Origin of the sequence: Xanthomonas sp. 4461, from assembly GCF_024806475.1 — a bacterium.
Lineage (GTDB): Bacteria > Pseudomonadota > Gammaproteobacteria > Xanthomonadales > Xanthomonadaceae > Xanthomonas > Xanthomonas arboricola_F.
The window spans coordinates 1-17,271 of sequence record NZ_JANTYV010000003.1 but is presented as its reverse complement, the minus strand read 5'-3'; the positions used below and the strand labels follow the sequence as shown (position 1 = coordinate 17,271).

Genomic DNA, 17,271 nt, shown 5'->3' with positions numbered 1-17,271 from the left:
CATCCAGATCACCGCGCCCCGTAGGAGCGGCCCAGGCCGCGAAGGGACGTACCCGATCACCGTCAGCCACCGCAGTCCATGCTTGTCCAGCAACACCCCGCTTCAAACATGCGTGATGTGCTTCGTCCTCAGCGTTACCCGTCATCCCGTTTTTGGTGAGTGAGCCATGAATTCCCAGTCCAACCTGTCGCCGGCGCAGCCGGGCGCGTCCCTGTTCACTGATTCGCTTGCCGAGCAGCGCGCGCAGCAGTTCCGCATGCGGCGGTTGCAGGTGCACAACTGGGGCACGTTCAACGGCCTGACCGAGGTGCCGATTGCCGAGAAGGGCTTCCTGTTCGTCGGGCGCTCCGGGTCGGGCAAGTCGACCCTGCTGGATGCGATGTCGGCATTGCTGACCCCGCCCAGCATCGTCGACTTCAACGCTGCCGCACGCGAGGCCGAGCGCAGTGGGCGCGATCGCAGCCTGGTGTCGTATGTGCGTGGTGCCTGGGCCGATCAGCAGGACAGCGCCTCGGGCGAGATCGCCACCCAATACTTGCGCAAGGGCGCCACCTGGTCGGCGCTTGTGCTGGAGTACCGCAACGCGCATGGCGAGACGGTCAGCCTGATTCGCCTGTTCTGGATCGCCGGCAGCGGCAATGCCGCGGCCGATGTGCGCCGTCATTACATGGTCGCACCGCGCAGCTTCGATGTGGCCAGCGAGCTGGATGGCTTCGACCTGGATCTGCGCAAGCTCAAGGCGCGTCTGGGCGAGGAGGTTGCGCATTTCGACGGCTTCGCCGGCTACGCAGAGCGCTTCCGGCACGCGCTGGGCATCGGCAACGAGATGGCGTTGCGGTTGCTGCACAAGACCCAGTCGGCCAAGAACCTGGGCGATCTCAATGTGTTCCTGCGCGGCTTCATGCTGGACGAGCCGCGCACGTTCGAAGCCGCCGACCGGCTGGTGGAAGACTTCGCCGAACTCGATGGCGCCCATCATGCGGTGGTGACCGCACGGCGCCAGGTGGAAACGCTGAGCCCGGCACGCGAACACCATGCGGCACTGATGGCCTTGCGTCACAGCGTCGGCGAGCTGCGCGAGCTGCAGCTGGGCGTGGACAGCTACCGCGAACAGCAGCGTCTGGCCTTGCTGGAGACGCGGCTGCAGGAGCTCGACAGCCAGGACCGCGGATTGGCCGGCGAGGAAGGCCAGCGGCGCGAATCGCTGGACAATCAGGAACAGAAACTTGCCGGGCTGGAACGCGAACAACGCGCCGCCGGTGGCGAGCAGATCGAGGAACTGGAGCGCGAGCGCGCACGGGTCGAACGCGAGCGCGACGAGCGACTGCGGCGGCGCGCGCAGATCGAACAGGCCTGCCGCCAGCTCGGCACGGCCCTGGCCGCAGGCGCCAGCGGCTTTGCCGCCCAGGTAGAGCATGCCCAGACCGTGCTCGAGAACGGCAGGCACGACGCCAGCGCGCTGGATGAGGCGATTGCCGAGCGCATGGGCGCGCGCCGCGACGACGAGCGACGCTTTGCCGAGATCCGCGCCGAACTGGAGGCGTTGAAGCGCGCGCCATCGAGCATGCCGGCACCGATGCAGGCCTTGCGTGCGCGCCTGTGCGAGGACACCGGCATTGCCGAAGCGGCGCTGCCGTTCGTTGGCGAACTGGTGCAGGTGCGCGAGGATCAGGCAGCCTGGCGCGGTGCGATCGAGCGCGTGCTGAGCGGTTTCGCGCAGTCGCTGCTGGTGGATGACCGGCATTACGCGCAGGTCAGCGAGTGGGTCAACCGCACCCACATCGGCACGCGCTTGGTGTACTTCCGGGTGCGTCGCAACGATGCGCTGCATGTGCGCACGCCGGATGCACGTGCATTGCCGGGCAAGCTGCAGCTGCGCGAGCATGCCTTTACCGAGTGGCTGCGCAACGAGTTGATGCGTCGCTTCGATTACGAATGCGTCGACAACGCCGCCGCGTTGCGCAATGCCGACCGCGCCATCACCCGCGAAGGGCAGGTCAAGCATCCGGGCGATCGCTATGAGAAGGACGACCGCCACGCGGTCAACGACCGCAAGCGCTGGTTGCTGGGCCACGACAACCGCGACAAGCTCAAGGTGTTCGAGCGCGAAGCGCAGACGCTGGCCCAGCGCATCGCCGGTTGCGATGCCGACGTGGCCGCGCTGCGCAAGCAACGCGAGCAGGATCAGGAACGGCAGCTGGCCGCGCACACGCTGGTGGAGCGCGACTGGGACGAGATCGATGTCGGCCCCAAGCTGCAGCGCCTGAGCGATATCGACGAACAGCTGCTGCAGCTGCGCGAAGGCAACAGCGGCCTGCGCGCACTCGGCCAGGCGATCGAGACCGCACGCACCCTGCGCGACCAGGCCAAGCGCACCTACGAGGACGTGCGGCTGGAGCGCGCGCAGCTGGCACGCGAGCGGGTCCGGCTGGAACAGCAGCACGCCGCCTGTGCCAGCCGTGCCGGCACCGCCGCGCTCACGCCCACCCAGCTGCAGGGCCTGCGTGAACGCCTGGCGGCGCTGGCACCGCTGTCGCTGGACAACCTGGAAGCGCATTTCCGCGTGGTCGAGCGCGGCCTGGCCGAGCAGCTGGCTGAGAGCCAGGGCCGCGACAGCCGGCTCAGCGCGCAGCTACTCGATTGCTTCCGCAAGTACTGCCAGCAATGGCCGGAAGACAGCGGCGATTTCACCGTGAGCCTGGCCAGTGCCGACGATTTTCTCGCGCGCCTGGATCGCCTGGAAAGCGATGGCCTGCCGCGCCACGAGCACCGCTTCTTCGACCTGCTGCAGACCCAGAGCAAGAACAATCTGCTCGCCCTGCAGCGCCACACCGCCGAGGCCCACAAGGGCATCAAGCAGCGCATGGACGAGGTCAATGCCAGCCTGGAGCAGGTGCCGTTCAATCGCGGCACGCTGCTGACCATCGAGGTCAGCGACCGTCGCCTGGGCGAGGTGCAGGAATTCCAGCAACAGCTGCGCGCGGTGCTGTCGCATCAACAGACCGAAGACCGCGCACTGGCCGAAGCGCAGTTTTCCACCTTGCGCGCATTGGTGGCACGCCTGGGCGCGCAGGAACCGGACGCACGCCGCTGGCGTGAGCAGGTGCTGGACGTGCGCCAGCATGTGGAATTCATCGGTGTCGAGCTGGAGGCGCAGACCCGCGCGCAGGTGGAGATCTACCGCAGCGGCGCCGGCAAATCCGGCGGTCAACGCCAGAAGCTGGCGACCACCTGCCTGGCCGCCGCATTGCGCTACCAGCTCGGCGGCGAAGACGGCGAGCTGCCGCGCTATTGCGCGGTGGTGCTGGACGAAGCCTTCGACAAGGCCGACAACGAATTCACCGCGCTGGCGATGAACATCTTCGAGAACTTCGGGTTCCAGATGGTGGTGGCCACACCGCTGAAATCGGTGATGACGCTGGAGCCGTTCATCGGCGGTGCCTGCTTCGTGGAAATCAGCGGCCGGCACAACTCCGGCGTGCTGCTGATCGAATACGACGCGCAGGCGCAGCGACTCCAATTGCCCGAGCGCTCGCGTGGGGACGAGGCTGGTCCTGCAAGCGAGGAGCAGGCTGCAAGCGTTACGCAGCGCGAGCATGCAGCGCATGCGGGCCAGGGCCAGGCGCCGGTGGACAGCGTCGGTCCCGCTTCTGGCGAAGAGGATGCGGTAGTGCAGGATGCCCCTGCCCAGGACGACGTGGCGGCCAAGGCGAGCAAGCGCGCCAGCAAGGTCGCGTCGGCATCGGCGCCAGCCGTTCAAGCCGCGCCGAAGTTTTCGAAAACTTCGGCGTCCAGCGAACGTGCGGGATCACCCCGGTCGGCATCTGCAAAGACCGCAGCGCCCAGGGCCGCATCCGCCCAACCTGCATCAGCTAAACCTGCATCAGCCAGGCGTGCCTCGCCTGCCGCGAGCACACCGCGCAAGCCGGCAACGCCGACCAAAGCCGCCAAGACGCCGGCAACCACCAGGGCGGCTTCCCGGCGCACGAGCGCGTCCGTCCAGCCGACTGCCAAGCCGAACAAGGCCGCGACAACCACTGCAGCGCCGAAGTCGCCTGCTTCCAAGCCGGCCGCGGCGAGCAGACGCGCCACCACGGCGCTGCGTGGCGCAACCAGGCCAACCGCGGCGCGCGCTGCCAGGCCCGCGCCGGCCAAAACCACGACAGCCAAAGGGCGTCCTGCGTCCACGCGCGGGTCTGCAAGCAAGCCGCGCGGAAAACGCTGAGCGCGCTTCCCGGGAAGCCTGCCTCACCGCGCAGCGGTCGCAGGCGTCATGCGGCAGGGCACCGCAAGCCGGCATGCGCAGATAAGAATCGTTATCATTATCGGCCCGGATGTGCTCGCCAGTGCGCGCATCGCCCCGCTGAAGATCCCGATGACCCCACTGCCTGCGCCTCGCCACCTGTTGTTCGTGTCCCTGTTTGCTGCATTGCCGGCCGCCGCCCAGGAGGCCAGCCTGCTCGATGCCATCGTGGTCAGCGAAAAGCGCGCCCTGTACCGGCCCGAAAAAGCCGCCGGCGCCACCCGCACGCAGACCCCGGTGGAGCGCATTCCGCAGGCGATCCAGGTGGTGCCGCGCTCGGTCATCGACGAACAGCAGCTCACCCGGCTGGTGGATGTGGTGGCCAATGTCTCCAACGTGCAGCCCGGCGGCACCCAGGGCAATCGGTCGGAGACCTTCGTCATCCGCGGCTTCGAGGCGTCTTCGTATGCGGTCGACGGCATCCTGCTCAACCCGGCGCAGAACTTCACCGAGACCGTGCGCGATCTGGCCAATGTCGCCCAGGTGGAAGTGCTCAAGGGCCCGGCGGCGGTGCTGTACGGGCGCGGCGAACCCGGCGGGGTGATCAATCTGGTCACGCTGCGCCCGGACGCGGTGTTCGGCGGCAACGCCTCGGTGCAGGTGGCCGAACACGGCCTGCGCCGCGTGCAATCGACCCTCACCGGCCCGCTGAGCCCGACGCTGTCGGCACGGCTCAGCGCCGCCGCGCAGGACACCGGCAGCTTCCGGGACGCGCAGGCCGATGGCGATCGCGTGTTCGTCTCGCCCTCGCTGGCCTGGCGGCCGACCGCGCAGCTGCGCGCCGATCTGGATCTGGAATACACCCGCCAGACCAGCCCGGGCGATCGCGGGCTGGTCGCCATCGACGGGGTGGTGCGCGGCCCGGCGCAGCGCAGCTTCGGCGAGCCGTGGTCGCGCAATCACGGCAGCGCGCGCACCGCACGCGGCCGCATCGAGTACGACGCCACCGACTGGCTGACGCTGCGCCAGATCCTCAACCACCAGGACGGCGACAGCGGCCGCGACGTGGCCGACTTCACCGGCTTCAGCGCCGACCGCGCGTTTTTGCAGCGCCGCGCCGTGCGCCAGGACCAGCAGGTGCGCGCAACGACCTCGCAGACCGAAGCGCTGGCGCATTTCGCCACCGGCCCGCTGCGCCATCAGCTGCTGGCCGGCGCCGAGTACGTCGATGCGCATCGCCACACCGACGAAGCGCGCGCGCCGCTGGCCCGCATCAGCCTGCGCAACCCGGTGCAGGGCGCCTTGCCGGGTACCTATGTGCCGGCGCGCGAGATCGACGTCGATGCGCGCTATGCCGCGCTATACCTGCAGGACCAGATCAGCATCGGCGAGCGTTGGGACGTGCTGGCCGGCGTGCGCTGGGACGATGTGCAGCAGACCACCATCGACAACGGCGCGCGCACCCGCGAAGACGGCCGGCGTGCATCTCCGCGCATCGGCGTGGTGTGGAAGGCGGCGCCGCAGCTGTCGCTGTACGCCAACACCTCCACCTCGTTTCGGCCGCGCAGCGCCTCGCTGTTTTCCGGCGGCAGCGCGCCACCGGAGACCGGCCGCCAGTACGAGGTCGGGCTGAAGAGCGCGCTGTTCGACAACCGGGTGCTCGCCACCGCTGCCGCATTCCAGATCACCAAGGACAACGTCGCCAGCAGCGATCCGGACAACGATGGCTTCGTGCTGGTCACCGGCCAGCAGCGCGTGCGCGGGCTGGAGCTGGACATCACCGGCGAGCTCACCCAGAACTGGCGCTTGATCCTGGGCGCCGGTTATCTGGACGCCCAGGTCACCCGCGACACCGTCATCCCGGTCGGCAATCGCCTGCGCGGCGTGCCGCGGGTCAGCGCCAGTCTATGGAGCACCTATCACGTCGTCAGCGGACCGCTGTACGGCCTGACCCTGGGCGCCGGCGCGGTGCATGTGGGCGAGCGCGAAGGCGATCTCGCCAACAGCTACCGCATTGCCGGCTACACGCGCTTCGATGCCTCGGCGGCGTACCGCTTCGGCGGCCGGTACCAGCTGGCGCTGATGCTGCGCAATGTCGCCAACCGGTTCTACATCGAGCAACCGGTGACGCAGACCACCAACTATCCAGGCGCACCGCACACCTTGTCGGCGACGCTGAGCGTGGATTTTTAAATCCTGTCGGTGCGGCAGCAGGCGGTTGCCCGATGTGCGGCCGGTGCCCCGCCGCCGCAACGGACGGATGCAACCCCGTGATTCCGAACAATCGCCATCGCATGGGCAGCGTGTTCGATCGGTTCCATGAAGCGGATGACAGCGCGCACCGACGCTGTCTTTTTGTTCGCCTGAGGCATGCGTGTGCACCATCGGGTTGCATCAGCGGTCACGCATCACGTGTCACGTGTTCGCCTGCGGCCTCAGTGCAGCAGATCCCAGCCCATCTTGCCGATCAGCACGATCACCAGCACCAGGAATAACTTGCGGATCAGCGGCGTGCCACCGCGCAGCGCCATCCGCGTGCCGGCGACCGCACCGGCCACGTTCGCCACCGCCATCGGAATGCCGATCGCCAGCATCACCTGGCCGCTGGGCAGGAAGAACGACAGCGCCGCCAGGTTGGTGGCCAGGTTCACCACCTTGGCCGCGGCCGAGGCGCGCAGAAAGTCCAGCCCGAAAAAGCGGATGAACAGGAAGATCAGGAAACTGCCGGTGCCCGGACCGAAGAACCCGTCGTAGAACCCGATCGCCGCGCCCATCGCCAGGGCAGTGACCAGTTCGCGCCGGCCGATCTGGCGTGGCCGATGCAGCGCACCGAAGTCCTTCTTGATCAGCGTGTAGACCAGCATCGCGATCAGCAGCGCCAGGATCAGCGGCCGCACTGCCTGCTTCGGCATCAGGCTGACCGCAGTCGCGCCCAGAAACGAAAACGTAAACGCCGCCACCGTCGCGTACAGCACTGGCCGCCACGGAAAGCGCACATTGCGCGCATAGCGCCACGCCGACGCACCGGTGCCGAACATCGCGCTGAACTTGTTGGTGCCCAGAATCAGCGACGGCGCCTGCTGCGGCAGCGTGGCGAACAAACCCGGCAACTGGATCAGGCCACCGCCGCCCACCGCCGCATCCACCAGCCCGGCGACGAAGGCGATGCACAGCAGCCACGGCAACTCGGTGGGAATCAGGTCCAGCAAGGCGGCGCTCCGCACGACAGGGGCGACAGCATAAACGCGCAGAAACCCCGTTCCCCACTTCCCACTTCCCAATTCCCACTTCCCAATTCCCAATTCCCACTTCCCAATTCCCACTTCCCAATTCCCAATTCCCAATTCCCAATTCCCGCACAATTGCCCGATGCCGACCTCCATCCCCACCGATCCCTGTCCCTGCGGCCGCGCCGCCGACTACGCGCAGTGCTGCGGGCAATACCACGCCGGCGCGGCCGCACCCGACGCCGAAACCCTGATGCGTGCGCGCTACAGCGCCTACGTCCGCCGCGATGTGGATTACCTGCTCGCCAGCTGGCACCCGTCCACGCGTCCGGCCGAACTGTCGCTGGACGAGGGCGGCCGCACCACCTGGCTCGGCCTGACCGTGCAACGCGCCATCGTCACCGGCACCGACACCGCCGAGGTGGTGTTCCTGGCCCGCTACCGCATCGGCGGCGGCAGCGCGGTGCGCATGACCGAACACAGCCGCTTCGTGCGCGAACACGGACATTGGTACTACCTCGACGCGCGCTGAGCGCAGCCAGCCGCGCCGGAGTGTGCGCAAGCAGGAGCTGCCCGATGCGCGGACCAGCGCTGGCGCTCCACGCCAACCCAGGCACATTCCCCAAGCCGTCGGCGGACAACAGCCTCCAGCTCTGCCGTTGCACCCCGGCCTGACGTCTTCCAGCCGGGCCCCGCCGCCTCCAGCCGGCGCCGTCGCAAACAGGCATCGTGCACCTCACTCCGCGCACCTCGCCCATCGCCGCGTTCCCCGACCAACGGCGCCCATGGCGCCACTTTGTCGACACGGCGTTCGCAGCCGATCCAGGAAGCTTGCCGCGCGGCGGAGCTCGCCGCGGGGGCGGACAGCGATCATGGGAACCTTCAACTTCTGGCAGTGGGCGCTAATGGCCGTGGTGGTCTTTGCAATCGTGTTGCCGGCGTTGCTGGCCACCTGCATGGTCCGCTTCGGGCCGCGCCACGATGCGCCGCGCCGCGCACGTCCCCGCCGCGTCGCCGAGTCCGGCACCTCCACGCCGGCGCTGTCGCTGCTGAGCGGCATCACCGGCGACCGCAGCTGATAGGTCACCGCTGAGGCGCGCTTTACCCCAGCCGCAATGGCAAGCAGGCCGCAGCCAGCACACTCCTGAGTGGAGCGGTTGCCCGGTGGACAGGTCCTGGCACCGGGCGTTTGTCGTTATTCGGTGGCAGCAGACACCCGGCGCCAGCCCCGCAGCCGCCGAGCCAGCCCGCCGGTCTGGCCTCCATCACGCTCGCAGCGCCTCGCGCGGCAGCCACCGCATTGCTCCCGGCACCGCCGCTTGCACGCCTGGATCCAGCCAGGTTGGCTATCCTCGCGGATCGACTCACCGCTGGAGTGCAGTACCGCATGACCTCCGTCCACCCGCCGGCCACCGCGCCATGACGCCGACCCGGCGCGCCTTGCCGCTGTTGATGGCCTTGCTGCCGCTGGTCGCCTGCGCCGATCCGGGCTTCGACCGTTGCCTGGCGGGGTTGCAGACCCAGGCCGCCGCCAAAGGTGTGGACACCGCAGATTTCCAGCGCTTTACCGCCGGGTTGGCGCCCGATCCCAGTGTCCTGCCGCTGCTGGACGCGCAACCGGAGTTCACTACGCCCATCTGGGATTACCTGGCCAGCCTGGTCGACAGCCAGCGCGTCACCGATGGCCAAGCCATGCTGGTCACCCACCGCGACTTGCTCGCCCGCCTGTCTGAGCAGACCGGCGTCGACCCGGCCACCATCGTGGCGGTCTGGGGCGTGGAGAGCGACTACGGCCGGGTCACCGGCAAGCGCCCGCTGCTGGTGTCGCTGGCCACGCTGTCGTGCGAAGGCCGCCGCCAACCGTTCTTCCGCGGCGAGTTCCTGGCCTTGCTCAGCCTGTTGCAACGCGGCGACCTGTCGCCGGATGGCCTGACCGGCTCCTGGGCCGGCGCCTTCGGGCAGACCCAGTTCATGCCCTCGACCTATGCCCGCATCGCGGTGGACGGCGACGGCGACGGCCGCCGCGACCTGGTCGCCAGCATTCCCGACGCGCTGGCTTCCACCGCCAACTACCTGGTCAAGGCCGGCTGGGAGCGCGCCCGCCCGTGGGGCATGGAAGTCACCCTGCCGCGCGGCTTCGACGCCAGCAAGGCCGGCCGTACCCGGCGCCAGCCGCTGCAGGCCTGGCAGAGCGCCGGTCTGCTCGGCACCGACGGCAAGGTGCTGGCGCCGGCCGGCCTGCCCGCAGAAACTCCGGCCGCCCTGCTGCTGCCGGCCGGCGCGACCGGTCCGGCATTCCTGGTATTCCGCAACTACGATGCGATCTACGCCTACAACGCCGCCGAAAGCTACGCGTTGTCGATCGCGTTGCTGGCCGATCGCCTGCGCGGCGGCCCCGGCCTGCTCGCCGCCTGGCCCACCGACGACCCCGGCCTGGGTCGCCCGGAGCGCCGCGACCTGCAACAGTTGCTGCTGGCCCGCGGCCACCAGATCGGCGAGGCCGACGGCATGGTCGGCAGTGCCACCCGCCGCGCCATTCAGGTCGAGCAGACCCGGCTGGGCCTGCAGCCGGCCGATGGCCGCCCCGGCCAGCGCATCCTCGCCGCCCTGCGCGCCGCGCCGCCTCTCACCGGAATGGCGGCCGTGCGCGGCACCGCCTTCAAGCTGCCGGCCGCCTATCCCGCATTCGCCCAATCTCCCATCGTCCACAAGGCATCCCCCATGTCCGACACCACCGGCCTGACCACAGGCGACTTCCACGGTTTTCCCTCACTGTTGATCGACACCCCGTTCTCCACTGCGGCGATCAGCCTGTTCGGCGGCCAGCTGCTGTCGTTCGTGCCCAAGGGCGGCCAGGACGTGATGTGGCTGTCGCCGCTCGCCAAGCAGCCGCCCACCCCGATCCGCGGCGGCGCCCCGGTGTGTTGGCCGTACTTCGGCCGCCAGGACCAGACCGGCGAGGTCCCTGCGCACGGCTTCGTGCGCACCGTGCCCTGGCAGCTCACCGAGAGCCGGCGCGAGGACGACGGCACGCTGGTGCTCACGCTGACCCCGCCCAGTTTCGACGACCTGGCGCTGCGCCTGCGCATGACCCTGCGCATCGGCCGCACCCTCGAACAACGCTTGATCACCGAAAACACCAGCCCCGCTCCGGTGCGCTTCACCCAGGCGCTGCACAACTATTTCCGCGTCGGCGACGCACTCAAGGTCAGCGTGCAGGGCCTGGACGGGCTGGACTACCTCGACAAATACGAGAACTACGCCACCGCCCACCGCCAGCAAGGCGACTGGAGCCTGCGCGATCCGCGCGACCCCGGCCGCAGCGACCGCATCTACGTCAACGCCGGCGGCCGCTATACCCTGACCGACCCGGTGCTCGGCCGCCGCATCGTCATCGCCACCGAGGGCAGCCGCTCGCTGGTGGCCTGGAACCCGGGCGAAGAGGCCGGCAAGAAGATGGCCGACGTGGGCGAGGGCTGGCGCAACTACGTCTGCCTGGAAGCGGCCAACGCCGGCCCGGACGTGATCGAACTGGCCCCCGGCGCCAGCCATACCCTGAGCCAGACCATCAGCGTCGAATAACCCATCGGTCGTTGCCGCCGCGGCCACCCAACCGGGCGCGCAGATCGTCTACCGACGGCGGCTGGTCAATGGATGCTTGCGCGTTGATGTCGCATCCAGTCGATCTGGAGCGGAGCGTTGCGACCGAGCGCGCTCCGTCTGATCGTCGTGCAGTGTCTTAAACCTGCTAGAGGGGTGTAGCCGGCGAAAGCCGGCAGACTTCAGACGGGCGAAAGATCCAGATCGGCCGCGCGGCCTCCCGACGGGGGTAAGCAGCCCAGCTTCACCACACGCGCCGCCGCACCCTCACCCCAAGCCCTCACCCGGCAGGAGGAGGAGCACTAACAACAGCTCGCACGCCCACCTCCCTTCTCCCACCGGGAGAAGGTGCCCGAAGGGCGGATGAGGGCACGGTTTCTGCAACTGCCCAGCCGAGTCCAGCAGGTTTTTGAATCTTGTCTCGGGGTCGGCAGGCGAGGGGCACTAGAAACACCTCGCACGCCCAACCTCCTTCTTCCATCGGGGCCGCGTCACGCATCCAGGTCCGATCCGACCCAATCGGCAGCTACACTTCCCGCCTCGCTACCCTGGGCCGCGCGATGTCTCCCTCCGCCGATTCCGCTCCAGCCCCGGGGCGTCGCCGCGCCGCGTTGATCTTCATCTTCATCACCGTGCTGATCGACGTGCTGTCCTTCGGCGTGATCATCCCGGTACTGCCGGATCTGGTGCGCCATTTCACCGGTGGCGACTACGTGGTGGCCGCCGGCTGGATCGGCTGGTTCGGCTTTCTGTTCGCTTCCATCCAGTTCGTCTGCTCGCCGCTGCAAGGCGCCCTGTCCGATCGGTTCGGCCGTCGCCCGGTCATCCTGCTCTCGTGCCTGGGGCTGGGGCTGGACTTCATCCTGATGGCCATCGCCCACAGCTTGCCGATGTTGCTGCTGGCACGGGTGATCTCCGGCATCTGCTCGGCCAGTTTTTCCACGGCCAATGCCTACATCGCCGACGTCACTCCGGCCGACAAACGCGCCGGCGCGTTCGGCATGCTCGGCGCCGCGTTCGGCATTGGCTTCGTCGCCGGCCCGTTGATCGGTGGCTGGCTGGGCGGCATCGGCTTGCGTTGGCCGTTCTGGTTTGCCGCAGGCTTGGCCCTGTTGAACGTGTTGTACGGCTGGTTGGTGCTACCCGAATCGCTGCCACCCGAGCGCCGCACCGCGCGGCTCGAGTGGGCGCATGCCAACCCGCTGGGCGCGCTAAAGCTATTGCGGCGCTACCCGCAGGTGTTCGGTCTGGCGGCGGTGGTGTTTCTGGCCAACCTGGCGCATTACGTCTATCCCAGCATCTTTGTGCTGTTCGCCGGTTACCAGTATCACTGGGGCCCGCGCGAGGTGAGCTGGGTGCTGGCCGGGGTCGGGGTCTGCAGCATCATCGTCAACGCGCTGCTGGTCGGCCGCATCGTGCGGTGGCTGGGCGAACGTCGCGCCTTGTTGCTCGGTCTGGGCTGCGGGGTGGTGGGCTTCGTCATCTACGGGCTGGCCGACAGCGGTACCGCCTTCCTGATCGGCGTACCGATCAGCGCGTTCTGGGCGATCGCCGCGCCGGCCGCGCAAGCCTTGATCACCCGCGAAGTCGGCGCCGATGCGCAAGGCCGCGTGCAGGGCGCCTTGAGCGGCCTGGTCAGTCTGGCCGGTATCGCCGGGCCGTTGTTGTTCGCCAACGTGTTTGCCTGGTTCATCGGCAGCGGCGCGCCGTTACACCTGCCCGGCGCGCCGTGGTTGCTGGCCGGCGTACTGCTCGCCGCCGGGTGGTTGATGGCATGGGCAAGGGCGGGGCGCGACCGTGGTCAGGCCGATGCGGCACCTGGCTGATGGCAACGCATTCATATAATGCTCGCGCCCGCTTTTTCTGATTTGCGCGGGCACTGCTAGGCTGGTGTCTCCCGTGCTCCGGCACCGCCTCGATTTCCTATGCGTTCCGACACCCTGGCCGTCCCCGCTTCGGCTGCGCGCGCGCTGCGCCATGCCACCCAGGACACGCATCGTCTGGTCGAAGCAATCCCGCTGATGCAGGCGCTCGGGCAGGGGCAGGTCGAGCGCGCCAGCTACGCGCTGATCCTGCGCCGACACCACGCAGTGCTGGCCGGTTTCGAAGACCGGTTTGGCGACTGGCTGGACACCCTGGTCGGCAACGGTTGGCATTACCGCCGGCGTGCGCCGGCCTTGCGCACGGATCTGCGCACGCTCGACCAGGCACCGGATACGCCGCTGGCTCCACCGGCCGGCGCCGACGCCGCCACGCGCTGGGGCATGCTGTACGTGATCGAAGGCTCGCAGCTGGGCGGCCGGATGATTGCCCGCAGCCTGCGCCGGCATCGCCCCGCGCTGGCCGACGCCCTGAAATATTTCGAGCTGGCCGACGACGATACCGCCGGCTGGCGCCGTTTCCAGACGGTGCTCGATCACTGCCTGGACAGCCCGCGCGCGCGCGCGGGCGCCATCGAGGGCGCGCAAGCCATGTTCGCCCACTTCCATACCTGCCTCGCAGCGGAGCCGCGCCCGTGAATCAGCCCACCGAACCCCTGGACATGGATGTCTGCGCGCGCGAGCCGATCCACATCCCCGGCATGATCCAGCCTTACGGCGTGCTGCTGGTGATCGAACCGGCCGATGGTCGCATCGTGCAGGCCAGCAGCACCGCCGCCGACCTGCTCGGCGTGCCGCTGCAGACGCTGTTGGGCATGCCGTACGTCCAGGTGCTGGAGGTGCCCGAGGCGCAGCCATTCGCGGTGGATGCGCAGCCCCAGCATTTATTGCACGCCGAGGCGCGCTTTCCCGCGCGCGCCGTGCCGCCCGAGCACGCCTGGGTGGCTGCCTGGCATCTGTATCCGGAGCAATGGCTGGTCGAAATCGAGCCGCGCGACGCCCGCCTGATGGATGTCACCCTGCGCGAAGCGCTGCCGCTGTTGCGCAGCATCGAACGCGATCCCGGCATCGACGAAGCGGCGGTGCGGGCGGCCAAGGGCCTGCGCAGCATGATCGGGTTCGACCGGGTGATGATTTACCGCTTCGACGAAGAGTGGAACGGCGAAGTCATCGCCGAAGCGCGTAACCCCGAGCTGCTGGCCTATCTTGGCCAGCGCTATCCCGCCACCGACATCCCGGCGCAGGCGCGCGCGCTGTATTTGCGCAACCGCGTCCGCCAGATCGCCGATGTCGGCTACCAGTCGTCGCCGATCGTGCCCACCCTGCATCCGCGCCTGGGCACTCCGGTGGATCTGAGCGATGTCAGCCTGCGCAGCGTTTCGCCGGTACATCTGGAATACCTGGCCAACATGGGCGTGAGCGCCACCTTGGTCTCTTCGTTGGTGGTCAACGATGCGTTGTGGGGGCTGATCGCCTGTCACCACTACAGCCCGCACTTCACCAGCCATGCCATGCGCGATGCCACCGATGCGGTGACCCGCGCGCTGTCCGGTCGCATCGGCGCCCTGCAGGCGGTCGAGCGCGCGCGCATGGAATCGGTGTTGCTCACCGTGCGCGAAAAGTTGATCACCGACTTCAACGACGCCGCCCAGATGACGGTAGAGATGCTCGCCGACATGGCACCGGACCTGATGGACGTGGTCGATGCCGATGGCGTGGCGATCTTCCATGGCAAGGAGATCAGCCGGCACGGCAGCGTGCCCGATGCAGCCGCGCTGCTGCGCATCCGCGACCATATCGAATCGGCGCACCACGATGCCTTGCGCGAGGATGCCGTCGGCGCCCTGCATGTGGAGGCGATCGGCGAGGTATTCCCTGAACTGGCCGATCTCGCACCGCTGGCCGCCGGCTTCATCTTCGTGCCGCTGATGCCGCAGTCGCGCAGCGCCTTGCTGTGGACCCGCCGCGAAAAGGTGCAGACGGTCAACTGGGCCGGCAATCCGCAGCTGGCCAAGCTGGCCGACATTCCCAACTCACGCCTGTCGCCGCGCAAGAGCTTCGATCTGTGGCAGGAAACCGTGCGCGGCCGCGCGCGGCGTTGGTCGCCGCTGCACCTGGAATCGGCGCGCAGCCTGCGCGTGTTGATCGAACTGATGGAGCGCAAGCGCTTCCAGCAGGACTTCACCCTGCTCGAAGCCTCGCTGTCGCGTCTGCGCGATGGCGTGGCCATCATCGAGCGGGGCGCCGACGCTGCCGCGCATCGGCTGATCTTCGTCAACCCGGCATTCGCCGACCTCAGCCAGACCGAGGTCGCCGACCTGATCGGGCGCGACATCCTGACCCTGGTGGCCGACGATGCCGCCAGATCCAAGGTCGAACTGCTCGAGGACGCCTTGCGCCTGGGGCGCGCCGCCTACGTCACCTTGCCGTTGCGCGTGCACGATGGCTCGCCCATCTACCGTCAATTCCACCTCGAACCGCTGCCCAGCCCCAATGGCGTCATCGCCCACTGGCTGCTGCAGCTGCGCGATCCGGAATAGGCGCAGCGCGACACACCGACGTGGAGATGGGGGTGCATGCTGGCGCCGTCGCCGCATCAGTCGTTACGGGCCGCATCACCAGCGACCCGGCCAGCGATGCGCCGCGTCGAGATCACGGATTGAGCATCTGCGTGTCGATGAGTGGACGTACTACTCAAAGCCGGAGAGAACACAGCAAAGCACATCGAGCGCCGGCATCGCCGCCGTCGCCGGGAGGCAACCGCTTCGTCAACTGCGTGGCCGCAGCAGCAACAAGGTGATGGTTCCGGCCACGAGCCCCCAGAACGACGCACCGATTCCGCCCAAGGTCAGCCCGGAGGCCGTCACCAGGAAGGTGATCAATGCCGCCTCGCGTTCGCCGTCTTCGCGCAAGGCGGCCGCCAGACTGTTTCCAATGGTGCCCAGCAGCGCAATTCCGGCAATCGCCATCACCAGCTCGCGCGGGAACGCCGCAAAGACCGCCGCCACGGTCGCCCCGAACAAACCGATCACCAGATACAGCACGCCTGCGCTCACCGCAGCGGCATAACGCCGGGCCGGGTCTTCATGCGCCTCCCTGCCCATGCAGATCGCAGCGGTGATCGCGGCCAGGTTCAATGCAAAGCCGCCGAACGGCGCCAGCAATGCATTGACCGCCCCGATCCAGCCGATCGTCGGCGAGATCGGTACCGTGTAGCCGGACGCGCGGATCACCGCCACGCCGGGCACATTCTGCGAGGCCATCGTGACCACGAACAACGGGATCGCCAGCCCGACCACCGCCGCCCACGACAGCGACGGCACCACCAGGACCGGATGGGCCAGCTCCAGCTGCACGCCGTCCCAGTGCAGCAGCCCACTGCCCGCCGCAATGGCGATGCCGGCCAGCAGGGTCGCAATCACTGCGTAGCGCGCAAACCAGCGCCGGCCCACCAGATAGGTTGCCAGCATCGCCACCGCCAGCACCCGCTGGCTCTGCATCGCCACGAACAGATCCAGTCCGAAGCGCAGCAGCACCCCGGCCAACATGCCCGACGCCAGGGATACCGGCATGCGCTTGATCGCCCGCTCGAACAAGCCCGAGAACCCGGCCACCAGTCCGAGCACCGCCGCGACCACGAACGCACCGACCGCCTCGCGCAACGGAACCCCTGCGGCGCTGCCGATCAGCATTGCCGCACCCGGCGTGGACCAGGCCGTCACCACCGGCACCCGATAGCGCAGCGACAACCCGATGCAGGTCACGCCCATGCCGATGCCCAGCGCCCACATCCACGATGCGATCTGTGCCTGATCGGCACCCAAGTGCCGCGCTGCCTCGAACACGATCACCGCGGAACTGGCAAACCCCACCAGGACGGTGACAAAGCCCGCTGCAATCGCAGACAGGGACAGATCGCGGAACAGGTTGCGGGCTGGCGGCATCGAATGGCTCCTCCGGGCCATGCATTCTTACCGCGCCATCCCATCGGCGGTACTGCAGCGCGCTTCTATAGAGCGAACTCTGGAGAGTGGTTTCGTTGGAGCGTGCTTGTGCTCTTGCCATAGCGAGGCACAGACACGCAAAAAAAACATGCTGCTGTCATGGCCGTGTCAAAAAGTGCTTGCACTTCTGCGCAGGCTCGATAAACTGCGCGGCCTCGCTCAGGACGGCGGCGCTTCTTCAAGCACCGCAACAACGAACGGGTCGAATCGAAAACATCACAAGGTGTTGACGAAACGAAAAAGCCGGCTATGATGGGCGGCTCGCTACACGGAAAGACGCTACGGCGGATTGAGGTGCAGCGGCGGCAACTTCCTCT

General features: G+C 68.1%; 10 protein-coding genes. 8 read left to right on the top strand and 2 right to left on the bottom strand.

Annotation, left to right across the window (positions count from 1 at the left end):
* The first annotated feature begins 166 nt into the window (after positions 1 to 166).
* Positions 167 to 4,225 carry an SbcC/MukB-like Walker B domain-containing protein gene (locus FHY19_RS12475; RefSeq protein ID WP_259166412.1) on the top strand — a complete coding sequence of 1,353 codons (4,059 nt, stop codon included), beginning with the start codon at positions 167 to 169 and terminating at the stop codon, positions 4,223 to 4,225.
* Positions 4,226 to 4,375: 150 nt separating this feature from the next.
* The gene (locus tag FHY19_RS12470; RefSeq protein ID WP_259166410.1) at positions 4,376 to 6,436 is read left to right on the top strand and encodes a TonB-dependent siderophore receptor; all 2,061 of its coding nucleotides are present in this window, start codon (positions 4,376 to 4,378) and stop codon (positions 6,434 to 6,436) included.
* A gap of 242 nt (positions 6,437 to 6,678) precedes the next feature.
* Here FHY19_RS12470 and FHY19_RS12465 read toward each other — a convergent pair whose 3' ends face one another.
* Positions 6,679 to 7,452 carry a TSUP family transporter gene (locus FHY19_RS12465; protein WP_259166408.1) on the bottom strand — a complete coding sequence of 258 codons (774 nt, stop codon included), beginning with the start codon at positions 7,450 to 7,452 and terminating at the stop codon, positions 6,679 to 6,681.
* A gap of 160 nt (positions 7,453 to 7,612) precedes the next feature.
* Between FHY19_RS12465 and FHY19_RS12460 the strand changes: the two genes are divergently transcribed.
* From FHY19_RS12460 to bphP, 6 genes are all read left to right on the top strand, one after another.
* Positions 7,613 to 8,002 (top strand): YchJ family protein, encoded by a 390-nt coding sequence (locus FHY19_RS12460; RefSeq protein WP_259158489.1) that lies wholly within the window; start codon positions 7,613 to 7,615, stop codon positions 8,000 to 8,002.
* 340 nt (positions 8,003 to 8,342) lie between these two features.
* Positions 8,343 to 8,549 carry a hypothetical protein gene (locus tag FHY19_RS12455; RefSeq protein WP_259166406.1) on the top strand — a complete coding sequence of 69 codons (207 nt, stop codon included), beginning with the start codon at positions 8,343 to 8,345 and terminating at the stop codon, positions 8,547 to 8,549.
* Positions 8,550 to 8,889: 340 nt separating this feature from the next.
* Positions 8,890 to 11,052 (top strand): lytic murein transglycosylase, encoded by a 2,163-nt coding sequence (locus FHY19_RS12450; RefSeq protein ID WP_259166405.1) that lies wholly within the window; start codon positions 8,890 to 8,892, stop codon positions 11,050 to 11,052.
* 578 nt (positions 11,053 to 11,630) lie between these two features.
* A complete protein-coding gene (locus tag FHY19_RS12445) occupies positions 11,631 to 12,896 on the top strand; it encodes a TCR/Tet family MFS transporter (protein WP_259166404.1) in 1,266 nt (421 codons plus the stop codon).
* A 99-nt stretch (positions 12,897 to 12,995) separates the two neighbouring features.
* Complete coding sequence (locus FHY19_RS12440; protein WP_259166403.1) at positions 12,996 to 13,589, top strand: biliverdin-producing heme oxygenase; 594 nt, start codon at positions 12,996 to 12,998, stop codon at positions 13,587 to 13,589.
* Positions 13,586 to 15,490: a bacteriophytochrome BphP gene (gene bphP, locus FHY19_RS12435; protein WP_259166401.1), complete on the top strand. Its 1,905-nt coding sequence runs from the start codon at positions 13,586 to 13,588 to the stop codon at positions 15,488 to 15,490. Before FHY19_RS12440 ends, bphP begins: the two co-directional genes overlap by 4 nt.
* Positions 15,491 to 15,718: 228 nt before the next feature.
* Here the strand turns inward: bphP and FHY19_RS12430 are convergent, their stop codons facing one another.
* Positions 15,719 to 16,894, bottom strand: coding sequence for a benzoate/H(+) symporter BenE family transporter (locus FHY19_RS12430; protein ID WP_259166398.1), 1,176 nt, complete (start codon positions 16,892 to 16,894; stop codon positions 15,719 to 15,721).
* Between the last annotated feature and the right edge of the window lie 377 nt (positions 16,895 to 17,271).